This is a genomic window from Enterococcus sp. FSL R5-0957, assembly GCF_038008005.1.
In the GTDB taxonomy this organism is placed as follows: Bacteria; Bacillota; Bacilli; order Lactobacillales; family Enterococcaceae; genus Enterococcus_B; species Enterococcus_B faecium.
In genome coordinates this window covers 12664-24757 of the sequence record NZ_JBBOYG010000002.1, presented here as the reverse complement: position 1 = coordinate 24757, position 12094 = coordinate 12664, and the positions used below count along the sequence as shown (strand labels likewise).

Sequence of the window (12094 nt, the reverse complement as noted above, 5' to 3'; positions counted from 1 at the left end):
CTCCTAACGAGTGAAATAACTAAAGTCTGTGACTTTCCATTGACCATCTACTTGTTTTTCAGTGACAGTTAATCCACCTTTTATTTTTTGCGGTTTGACATCTTTGAATTGAGGATTGCCGATTGTATAATCAACAAATACGACAAAATTTTGTTCCTCTTTTACACTGCTTGTTTCAGCGTAAGTTTGCACGTCACCTAATGTAAAGGAGTAACTTCCATAATCATCATGTTGGTGATCATCATCTGCAGGACTTAATTTGTCGATCACTTCTTGGGTTGCGACATCTTTTAGTTTTTCCGTTAATTCATTTCTGCTTAGTGATTTATCAATGGCCAATTGACCGAACTCTTCTGCCGTCTTTCTTTGGGCATCTGTGACTTCTTCTTTTGCTTTTGTACCGTCTTGTTGCTTCAGCTGATCGATTTCTTGGTTTTTCTCATTGATGGTTTGATTTAACTTGTCGATCTTCGCCTGTGCCTCAGAGGAATTTTTTTTGAGCTTCTCAGACGCGTTTTTAGCCACTTCTTCAATTTTATAGGTATTTGTCGCTTGTTCCTCTTTCAGCTGCCAAAAGAGCGCGATATTGCCAATTAAGCTAATGCTGAGTGCAGCTGTTAAGACGATTTTTAACGTTTTATTTTCCATATTTTTTCTCCTGATCTATTTTTTGCTGCTATTCAAAAATGGTACATGGATCGATCCATGTACCATCATCTGTGAATGCGTGTCCTTGTGCTTGACGCCAATCCATTCGAGCGAAACCTAAATGCAAGTGTGCTGTATCTCGTATCCCGATTACTTGACCAACTTTCACTTGATCTCCCACTTTCACACGAGAATTTCCTGTACTATTTGCAAATTCTTGATATACCATATTCAAGCCGTCGTAATTAATCACGATCACACACGCGCCCAAACCTGAAATACCAGGATTTCCAACGTACACGACTTTTCCTCCATGAACCGCATGAATCTCACTTCCTGGATGATCAACTGAACCAAAGTCTAATCCATCATGGAAACCATTCGGACGGAATTCACCGCCTGGATTCGTTCCAAATAATTGACCACCGCTGAAGGAACTTTTATCTAAACTGCTGCCAGGGAAAGGATTCGTCCATTCACCAGTAATCGTACCGTTGTCATTTCCGCCTTCTCCCCAATGTTTGATCGCAAATTCATCATATTCTGTTAATTTATTTGAGGTAATAATCGACATACAACCTGTATAATAAGGACTATCTTCAGTGATTCCTGCAGCTGCATAACCACCTCGTCCTAAAATCAATAAGCTTGCGCCAGGGCTTTTATTTCCTACGCTTGCATTAAAGTTTGACTGCGTAGCTACCATAAATCCGTAATAAGAGAATGCGGCTTTTGAGTTGGGAAACTTCATGTACCAGCCACCTTCAATACCACCAATTCCTCGTGCAGTACCCTTTGGAAACAAGCAACCATCAAACCAGGTAATTCCGAAAAAATTCAAGTCGTTTTTAGCAGATAGAGACGTTCCAAATGCCGATTCATACCCGTATTGCGATAGGATCACACTTGGCAATAATTTGTATTTTACGGCTGCTCCTACCGCATATTGCGCAATTTCATCTGAAAATGGGCCTCTCCCTTTGATTTCTTTATAAATCGGTAATCCTTCCGAATATTCTCCTGTAAAAGCTTCGCCACCACTGCTTGAATCTGAATCCGAATTATCAATCGAACCCGCCGCAAGTATTAGAAAAAGGGTCACGAACACAGTGATCAAAATAGTCATCAAACCTGCTGAAGTACCAAACAACCACAAAAATAAGCGTCGCTTTGCACGACGCTTAACATACTGCTTGATTAAACTTTCATTTTGGTTTTCCATTATTTTCCTCCATCAAACAATTTTAATTGACGTTTGTTCGGACTAAAATGAACACGAATGGTTTCTTTTGAGCCAAAATTGATCACAGCGTCTCCTTGATTTTGTTGAGGAATGGATTCTAATTCTGAGTTCGTCATTGATTTACCAACTAATCCTTCTATATGACGTAAAATAGATTCATCCATACGCATAAAGATCTTCGTAGAAGAAAATTCAAAGACTTTCTTCAGTTTCGAGAAGTTATCAGAAGACATATTTTCTGGCACCATTTCTTGTGGGGATTGTGTCGCTAAAACAGTCATTGCTTCTACTTTACGCATTTCTCGTTGGAAGTTTGTGACATAATTTACCGTTTCAATGAAATCTGGATTAATCGCATTATGGCACTCATCAATCATCGCCAAGAAGCGTTTGAAATCTTGTTCTTCCATTTGTTTTTCTTTAATTAAACGTCGTTGTCTTCTTCCTTGAATCAATGCCTGATTCCAAATCAACGTCATAGCCATGTACATTTGACATTGTTGCACCCCACGATCCAATCCAGTAATAGAGTCAATGTCAAAAAAGACCAACTGTTGTTGGTCAAGGTGTCGAATCGTACTATGACCATCAAAAATCATGCCATACGTCTCACATAAGGATTCTACGATGGATTCCATTTCTTCTTTTCGATTCTTTTTCTCTTGGGAAGCACCTGGTAATTCCAGTTGTCCTAAGAAGTCTAAAAATTCTTTGAATGTCGGATAAGCTTCTGGATCTTTCCCTGTGACTTGCGTATCAGTATTTGAACGCGAGTTTGAGGAAGTAAAGCCGCGTGGTACTGTTCCATACTCTTCATAAAAACGATTTAAATAGGTCTTAAATTCTGCTTTCATCGTTCCTTTTAGCTGAGGACTCACTAACTGTACCTGATAGACCACTTTGTCTAAGTGTGTTTGATAGGACGCTGCTTCATTGATCTTCAAATCTTTGACTGATCCATCCTCATATAAACTGGATGCTTCATCATACGTCCGTGTGGCAAATATTTCTAAAGGATTGATCATCCCGTCAGATCCGTCTAAGCGCACCATAATACCGTTATATTCCTTTAAGAAAGGAATAAAGTCTTTTCCCTTTTCAAAGCCCCAAATAAAGTCTCCTGCAGCTAAATGGGCTTCCGCGATCATTTTAAGAACGGTCGATTTACCAGCTCCCATCATTCCTAGAAGCAAGGTATTAGTAGACAACCGTACACTATTTTTATACGTCGCATTCCAGACAAATGGGCCGCCTGTCATGGTTTCCCCATATTGTGTCCCTCCTGGATCTTTTAGCGTTTGGTGGTGGAACGGGAAACCTCCGCCAATGTTTAACGATGGTAGTGATTGCCCTTTGATATTTCCGAACCATTCAGCTTGTTCATCGAACATGGTAAACATCGATTGCCAATCTCGTTTGGTTTTATGCAGATAGGTCACCGCACGATAATCCATCCCTTTGAGATTTTCAATCAGTTCCTGCGCTCGTTCATCTACTTCTTGAATCGTGTTTCCGTAAACATGTACTCTCACTTTGACTTGTTTAGAAATTTCACCATTAGAAGTCAATTTTCGGGCATATTCCGCTAGTTCCAGGTATTCTTCTGCGCTTTTATTTCGGTCAGTCGCTTTTCGTTCGTTATCTGATCGATCATTTAATTCATCTAAGGCACGATTGATTTGATCAATCACTTTTTGCTTTTCATCTGTGCTAACATCGAGTGTGGCCACTGTATGAGGATTGTTCATGAGATTGGCCAACCAAAAAAGCGTTGGATTTTTTGTGTAGTGATAAACTGTCACACACCGTGAATAACCATTTCCATAGGTCACATACTCTTCATCGAAATTTAATCCACCTTGTGGCATCACTTGTTTTAAAAAATCTAAATCATACCCTTTGGATTTTAAAATTTCGATTTCCCGATTTCCTAGTTGCTTTAATGGATCAAGTACTTTTTGATCATTTTGTGGTGAAAAAGCTGTTTTAATCGCTTCTAACATGTACAGTCACCTCTTCTTGTTTGATTCTTTACTTGGTGAAAAGATTGCCCTTTTCCCAACTTACTCAGGCTTAAAGTGTGAGGAAATTTTCTAGTGGTCTCTTCCTTCGGAACATCTTTTTCTAACCATATCAACGGATATTTCATTCTCTCTTCTCCATTCCTACTCATCATTCATATTATTCATTCGATAAAGAATCTTGATCAATTCTTTTTTGTAGAGTGGTTTTAACCCTAAAATGCCACTAGATCGCATTAACTGACGGTTTCTGGTTTGTAAATCCTTGATTGTCTTTCCTTCAATGATGAAAAAGAAGCTTAAGTCAGGACGTTCTTGTTCTGCTCGTTTCAATTCCTGGATTTCCTCTACTAATTTCTTTTCATATTTTCTTAATCGCTGTAGATTTCTTCCTAAGGATTGTTCCATACGATTTTTATCTAATAACTGCCGCTTTTGCACGATTTGTTCCGTTAGATCCGTCTCTGTGGTCAAATTAACTAACTTAATTGTTGGCACATACGTACGCATGACGGTGGTCAACTGATTCATTCGTTCTAGTTTCTCTTGTTCATTTAATCCTTCCACGTCTGTAGAAACTACACGATAATAACGTTGAAAATGATCTTCTTTAGTAACTAAGACTCCCTCTTCTGTACAGGATTTATAAGGAAATAAATCCAAGATAGATCGTTCTTCTGGTTTTCCAAACTGAAAAATGGATTTCTTATCAACTGAATTTTGTCCTTTGACTCGCATTTATTCATCCTCCTTATACGTGCCATGATAATTTCGGTTAGGATCTAACGCATGATAATGGTTCTTATCCGTAAAGAAAATAGATTCGATAATCGCAAAAATCTGGCGTTGACCAGGGTTATTATAGGGGCGCCAAACAATCACTAAAGCTATCGCAATCCATAAGCCATAATTCAAGAGTGCAAAAAAGAGTGGTAAGTGGACAAGATTATTGACTATTTTCGCCCAAAAAAAGCAACCACCAAGCGTTAATAGATCTAAAAAGAAAAATGCGAAAAACTTCCATTCCCCACTAAATCTTGGAGGATTTTTCATGTTAATATATTTATCCATAAATGATTTCCCCTTTTCATACATAGAAAAAAGGCCTAACTCGTAGGCCTTTTATGATTTGATATCCTTCAATAATTGTTCTTTCAATTCATTGTTCCTGTTTTTAGTTTCTCTTGTTACATTTATTTTTGTTGGTGCAGTAAATGCCACATTTGCTGGTTTGTAACCTGTGTGAACTTTTTGAATAGGTTCTGGTGCAGCTTCTCTTGTCACAACATTTTGAACGGACGCATTCCCTGTCTCACCACTTTCAGATAAATTGTAAGAAACAGTTGTCAGATTTCCATTTTCAGGCAAACGACTTGGTTTCATTTGAACAGTACCTGCAGTTGATTGATGAACAAAACTTTGATCATTCTCCTTGAATTGATTCAAACGACTATCTTTCATTGGTAAATTTTGTGCCTTAGGTAAACCAATTTTCGTTGATTTTTCAGTTCCAACTTCGACTCCATTATCATTTGGCAGATCGATGGAATCATCATCCGTTTGTACTTCTTGATTTCGTTTTGGTAAATCTGAAATGCGCTTTTCATTTTCAGAATTAATGTTAGATTTATAACGATATTGTTCTGGATCTGTTTTTGGTAATTGACCATTTTGTCCTTCTTCTGAATTTTCGTTAGAATCCAACTCATCTTGGTAATCTTTGGCTGAAGGAATCGCTGCACCTTCTTGATTTTCTTTTTCGGTTGTTGTATTAGCTTTTACTGCTGCATTGACTTGTCCTTCACCATACGCACCTTTTAGTCCTTCTTTGACTTCTGAAGCTTTTTCTTTTTGTTTTTCTAGTGCTTCGGATGGATTCTTCACAGCTTCAGCCAATTCTTTAGCTCTCGTGCCGTCTAATTTCTCTTCTAAGGTGTCTTTGGCTTTTTCTGTAAGATCTTCAGCTGTTCCTTTTAACCCACGTTCATTGACGTAACCAAGACCTTCTGCGGCTTTAGAAACACCATTTTTCGCTTTCCCGAACATTTCGGAAACTGTTTTCTTACTATTAGGTACAGTTGTAGCTTTATCGTCTGATTGTTCTTCCCCGTTATCAGGGGTAACATCTTTTCGATTGCCAAATCCATTTTTACGAATATCATTTAAATTGCTTAAACCACTCTTACCAGCACTTGCAAGGTTTTTAGCCCCACTACCCACATTTTTCGCAATATTTCCTAAGGCAAACATGCTAAGAAGAGAATTGCTGCCGTTTTTCAGACTTGTATCAACACCGAAAATCTTCGTAACAGATTGAGAGCCTTTGAATAGCGCAATGGTTAGTACAATTAAAGCGACAACATACAAAAATCCGTTGATCTTGCCTGCTGCGTGCAAATCACCGATACCTGACAGCATTAATGTATAGATTCGTAATTCTAAAATCGTAAACGCCAATAACAAGAAGGATTGAGAAATATCTTCTATAGCACTTTTCATCCGTTGTCCTGTCTCAAAGTCCGTTGACGCGGCAATTACTAAATAGAATTTTTTAAATACCAGCTCAATAATGCAAGTTACAATCGTAAACAAGATAAATAAATAGGCAACCGACAAAGAAGATTCACCAGCTAAAATAATCCCTGGACTACTAATGTATCGGCGATAGCCTGAAGTATACACATATTTTGCTAACCCCTCATCACTAATCTCTACAGGGATTTCTTTTCCATTATCATCCAGTTCCAGTCGGTATTGTAACGCTCTTAGCCGATCCTTTTGTATATCTGATAGACCACTCTTATCTTCATCCGCCATCTTAGCGGCTTCCTTAGGAATAATCACTGAATTAATATTTGCTGTCTTAAAGTTTTTCGCCGTGAGAGCATTTCTTTTATCTGTTGGTAGGGATTCTACTTTATTCGGATCAGTTTCTAGTAGCGTACTCACATCGATCACATTATTTTGAATAATTTGAAAAGCAGGTGATCCAGTTTTATCTGCTTTATTTGCTGCAGTCACGTCTCCGTAAAAGTTTTTACTAATATTTAGCCCTTCATCGATTAAAGAACTACCACCAAAAATCAAAATCATGGCCATAAATAGATTAACCAAGATATTTTTGATTTTTGGTGGATGTTTACTCATAAAAAATTTTAAGCCTAAATAAATTAATGTGACGACACAAAAAAGAGCCAATACCTTGCTAATCAAACTTTGAAACAGTTCATTAACACCAGCAGCGTTCAATAAGTCTTTTAAATCAAAGCTTTGATAAATTGTTTTTTCTAGTAAAGTATTGAGATTATATAACCCTTTAATCAAACCCCATAAAAAAGTATTACAAATCCAACTGAATACATCTTGATACTGCAGATAATTACCATAATCTTGTAAGACTTTCGTTACGGTTTTGGGATCTGCATCCCCATCCCCAAATAAGCCTGACCACCAGTCGGCAATGCCGGAAAATATTCCTCCAATGATCATTCTTTCACCGCCTTTTCAGCTTCTAGCAAAAGTCGTTTCCTTATAACCTCTGTAATTTCTTCATTTTGATGCAATTTTTCAAGGTATTCTTGCAAACGATCTATTTGCTTCTCTTCATAAAATTGAATAAGTAACTTTTGTGCCGTTGAGTTGTCTAAAGATTGAACGATTTTAATAAAAATGTTTTCTTTAGCTTCCTCTTCTATTTGATCGTGCATATTGTGATAAAGTCGACGTGCATAGATATCAGGTAGAAAATAATCGTAATCAATTTGTAAAGCCTTAAGATCCAAGTCCGCATGTGTACAATGTATGTCTATATCATTGATATCCCACGATGGATTGAAATCTTCAATATATTGATAAGCATAAGGAAGATTCGTTTCCCCATGATTAAAAATAGGATACGGCCGTATTTTATGACCCTTCAAATCTTGTCGTTTTAAAGGAGCGAGTACAATCGTTTCACCTTCTAAAAAAGTAGAAATTCTTTCAGGAGTTAAGATACGATCTGAATCAACATTGCGATTGATATGAGTATTCATACCTAATGAATTGGTGGTACTGTTCTCTTGTTCAACCGTCTTATTCCCCACTTTTTTGGAAAATTCTTCGATGGTATTATCGTCTGTCGACATAATATAAATATGTGTCTGACAATTTTCTTTGATAATCGCTGCGTTTTGTTCCCCATACTTCGCATAAAGTTGCTGATAGGATTGAATAAACAGATCCCACAACATGTTTCTACCAGCTGTGACTGTCATGATTCCTTCCATATTATCCATTGGTGGCATATTCCCAAATTCATCTAAAATAAAATGAATCCTACGGTGACATTTATCTCCTTTAGTCTTAACACATTGCGTAGATAATTCTTTATACAACTGACTAAGAAAAATACTAACAATGATATGGTTAGATGGATCATAATCAGGTGTGAGCATAAAAATAGCCATTGGTTTATCGGTATAGTGCATCCGAATAGACTCTACTAATAAGTTACTTTTATCCTCATCTAATGTTAGAACAGCTTCTTTTTCTAATTCTGGTAAATGGGTTTCTCCTCGTTTTTTTCGATAAACGATATTTCCCTCTTCGTCTTTCAATACTCTTTGAGAAAACTCATACCAAGCAACATATTCTTTTCCTTGATGATCGTATTTTAAGCAAACATGATCTCCCTGCTCTAAATGACAATCAAAGTTGATTTCACAAAAACCTCTATAACCTACTTTGACACGTTCCTCATGAAATTTTTTTCCTTGATGATAAAACTCTACAACAATTCGCTGATTTAACAGACTCTCGTGTAGTTTGAGATCCAAATACTTCGGAAAACCAATGGACTTATAATCAATGGTTGATTGAGAAGTCATTTTCGCAATTTTCGTTAGGGTAAATGGATTCAATCCTGTGATTGCCGTCGATAAAATATTCCCTTTTGCTTTATCAGAACCAATTTTTGTTGCCCCATATTGTTTTTTTGCTATGTTTCCAGGTGGTAACTGATTCATGAATTCATCTAAGGCATTGAGTTGTTTGTAATCATTCTCAGGATCTTGATAATTAAAACCGCCAATTTCAGAAAGAAGCTCAACAAGATTATTGGGTGTTAATTTGGAGTAATCCCCTGTTTGATCGGCTTGTTCTAACAACGCAAAAATAAGCGCATTTACAGCTTTCTGCGCATTTTCGTTAAAGTATTTGTTGTCTGAAGCATTGGCATCATAATAAATCGTATTCGTAAAAGTATTGGTTAACTGCGTTGCAGTATCTATGTCTCCTCGCTTCCAGTATTTCACGATGAGTGCCAATGGATTATCACTCATTGATTGCAGTGGATCGGTGATATTAAATGCATACACATCATACCCTCTAGCTTCTAGTTCATCTTTACTAGCAACATATAATTCTGTTTTTGGATCATTAACAACCATTGAACTTTGTCTTTCTGCACGAGACAAATTGTCAATGGTTGCTAAAACTTCTATCTGTCCTTTCCCTGAACGGGAAGTACCAACAATACAAGTATTTACTGTATCCGTCTGAATATACCAGTACTTTTTATAATGAGTAATTGGTATTCCGCCATAACCAGGAAAACCTCCCTTTGATTCTGGTATTTGCGGATAAATTTGTTGGATTTCCTTTAACGTTTTTAATCGGTTATCTCCTTTTTGCCCATCTGCTAGAGGACGAAACCACATGTCCATTTTCAATCCCATAAGTATAGCTGGAACAACACAAATCGTAGAAACAACTAAACGTGTGCCTAAACTTGTTGTTGGGGTCAAAGGATTCCAAAAACCAGTTGAATCAAAATGGAATAACTGCGGCATTTCTTGTAACTGAAAAATATTCACTCCTTGTAAACTTCCTGGAATAATCTCAAATCGATGAAATGCTTCTGGTATTCTTGTAACAACATAGTTTAAAGGAAGATAAGCTAATCCACTATAAAAAATCTTTTGAGAAATACGTTTGTCATGTTTTTCTGGTAGCTCTTCTCCTGAAGGAGTATAGCGATAGAAATGAGAAAGATACCTATTCTTTTCTAAATTGAATCGTTTGTCTTTTCGTCTCGTTGTTTCTCTAACACGCATTATTTCACCTCATTTGATTCTGAACTTTCGGAAGTGTTTGATTGTACAGTTGAATCGCTTGATCCTTCTTTAGCCTTACTAGGATCACTCTCTTTGCTATTTTCCATACTTGACTCTGTTGTTGACTGATTGGTACGATTCAATAATTCTTCCAATTGTTGTTCATACTCTTTTCTTGCTTGTTCTTGGGCTTCTTCCTTGATTGACGCCGTTGTGGCTACAGAATCAGCCTGTGAAGATTGATTGATATGATTAAAAGCAAATACTGTCCCTCCACCTAGAAGTAAGCTTAAACTTGCAATACATCCCACCATCCATCCGTTAAAGGAACGCTGTGGTGAAGGAGTTAGATTTGTTTGGTTGTTCATTGGGGTTTGAACAGCAGCTACTGAAGGCGTTGGTTGAGGTTGTGCTAGATAATTTAACTGAGCTTGTCGCAATGTATCCATTTGTTCTTGACGTTCCTTACGAGCAGCTGCTTCTTTTTCCTTTTCTTGGTTTAACCGTTGTTTTTCTATTGCCATTTGTTGTTCCGCAAGATCCTGTTCACGTTTTTTTAGTTCTAATTGTTCGCGCTCTTTTTCTTTTTGCCGTTGTTTTTCTTCTTGTTCTTTCAATTCTTGTTGTTGAATTTCATACTCTTTTTTCCATTTTGGAATTTGTACTTGTAATTCTTGCTGGATCTGTTCGTGTTTTTCCATAAGAACTTCAGTCGTTGTTTGATATAGCTTATTCAGTTGTTCATTTAATTCTTTGCTAATCTTTAGCTTATCTGTACGCAAACCTCGGTAAAATTCTTCTTTTCGTTCTTTAATACGTTCTTTTAACAAGTTTTCTTTTTCTTTCGATAACGCTTCTTGATTCGTCTGAGTAAAATTATTGATCTTTGCTACACACAAGGAATACGCATTGTCGCGTTTCTTTTCGTATCGCTCTTTAATTTTTTGTACTTCTTCTTCAATCACTCGCTGTTCTTCTTTATTTAGTTCCTCTTTTGCTTTCTCCCAATTAGACGACTGTTCCGTCGCATACTCATTAATTTCTTGATCTGTTTCTTGTTGACGTTCTTCAAAGGTGGCTAATAAATCTTCTTGTGCAAGCTCATGCCAATTTGTTGATTGGACAGACTCTAACTGTTCTAAAAGTGTGCCTTTACCCTGTGAGATTAATTCTTCTTTACTCTCTAAAAATGCTTGATAGGTTTGGGGTAATTGATATTTCGAATAAAGCTCATTTAAAAATAATTTGTTTTTTTCTTTCATCCATTCATGCTCTGGCGGATATTGATCCAAAATATAATCAAATACAGTTGCCTTTTGTATCTCTATTTCGTTTTTTTCTACTTCTTCACTGATAAGTGGTTCAATATATTCCTGAGAATCCCCTTCAGTCCATGTTGACTCTTCATTAGCTTCAACTGGATCAACTTCTACTTCGGCCGTCTCTTCATCCTCCATTGTTTCTTCAAAGGGATCTACCTCCAATTGACCCATCACATCGTTCTCTTCCTCAAATATCGATTTCTGAGTCGGAATATCAGCTTGTTCGTCAACATAGACTGTCTCTTTTTCTTTTGACTCCTTCTTTGGAAATATTGGTCGTTCCCATGGTACTTCTTCATTTACTTCGACTTCACTCCCTTGATTCACTTTTCTTTGGTCGCTCTCTAACTCTTCTTCTAAAACTTGTAAAAGTTTTTCGTTTCGATAAGACTCTTCCACACTCATAGTTTCATCCGTTTCTTTAAACACATCAAGGCGGATTAAATCCATCAATGTAGGATAGAAACCTTCTGAAATTTGATAATCCAGTGGGCCAAAAACGTATTCTGTACCAGCTTTCTCTATTTTTCCTTCTGTGTCATGTAACGTGAGAGTCAACTTAACAGAAGATCGACTTTCGTGTTCCAGTACTTTCCCTAACACATGTAGCTGTTCTTCCGTTTCAATGACAGAATATTTAATTGTTTTCGGTAAAAAAGAAGTACGCTTTCCTACTTCCTTCGTTGCTTTTTTTATTAACTCTTTATCTGTTTTGGTATTGCCTGCAATCGTAAAGTACATGAGTATTCTCCTTTCATAAAAAAG

7 protein-coding genes and 1 pseudogene are annotated in these 12094 nt (G+C 36.9%); all 8 read right to left on the bottom strand.

Annotated features, from left to right (window positions below; genetic code table 11):
- Window positions 1-3 precede the first annotated feature (3 nt).
- Window positions 4-648 (bottom strand): hypothetical protein, encoded by a 645-nt coding sequence (locus tag MKX69_RS12570; RefSeq protein WP_002321287.1) that lies wholly within the window; start codon window positions 646-648, stop codon window positions 4-6.
- Window positions 649-663: 15 nt separating this feature from the next.
- A pseudogene (locus tag MKX69_RS12565) lies at window positions 664-1870 on the bottom strand (glucosaminidase domain-containing protein).
- Window positions 1870-3894, bottom strand: a complete 2025-nt coding sequence (locus tag MKX69_RS12560) for a VirB4 family type IV secretion system protein (RefSeq protein ID WP_341010547.1) — start codon at window positions 3892-3894, stop codon at window positions 1870-1872. The pseudogene MKX69_RS12565 and the gene MKX69_RS12560 overlap by 1 nt, the downstream one beginning before the upstream one ends.
- 162 nt (window positions 3895-4056) lie before the next feature.
- Window positions 4057-4650 (bottom strand): hypothetical protein, encoded by a 594-nt coding sequence (locus tag MKX69_RS12555; RefSeq protein WP_002318309.1) that lies wholly within the window; start codon window positions 4648-4650, stop codon window positions 4057-4059.
- Window positions 4651-4983 carry a hypothetical protein gene (locus MKX69_RS12550; RefSeq protein WP_002295656.1) on the bottom strand — a complete coding sequence of 111 codons (333 nt, stop codon included), beginning with the start codon at window positions 4981-4983 and terminating at the stop codon, window positions 4651-4653. It abuts the gene before it with no gap.
- Window positions 4984-5034: 51 nt separating this feature from the next.
- Window positions 5035-7401 carry a pLS20_p028 family conjugation system transmembrane protein gene (locus tag MKX69_RS12545; RefSeq protein ID WP_341010546.1) on the bottom strand — a complete coding sequence of 789 codons (2367 nt, stop codon included), beginning with the start codon at window positions 7399-7401 and terminating at the stop codon, window positions 5035-5037.
- On the bottom strand, window positions 7398-10007 hold the full coding sequence (locus tag MKX69_RS12540) for a VirD4-like conjugal transfer protein, CD1115 family (RefSeq protein ID WP_002331344.1): 2610 nt from the start codon (window positions 10005-10007) through the stop codon (window positions 7398-7400). Before MKX69_RS12540 ends, MKX69_RS12545 begins: the two co-directional genes overlap by 4 nt.
- On the bottom strand, window positions 10007-12070 hold the full coding sequence (locus MKX69_RS12535; protein ID WP_172885899.1) for a hypothetical protein: 2064 nt from the start codon (window positions 12068-12070) through the stop codon (window positions 10007-10009). The genes MKX69_RS12540 and MKX69_RS12535 overlap by 1 nt, the downstream gene beginning before the upstream one ends.
- Window positions 12071-12094: the final 24 nt, after the last annotated feature.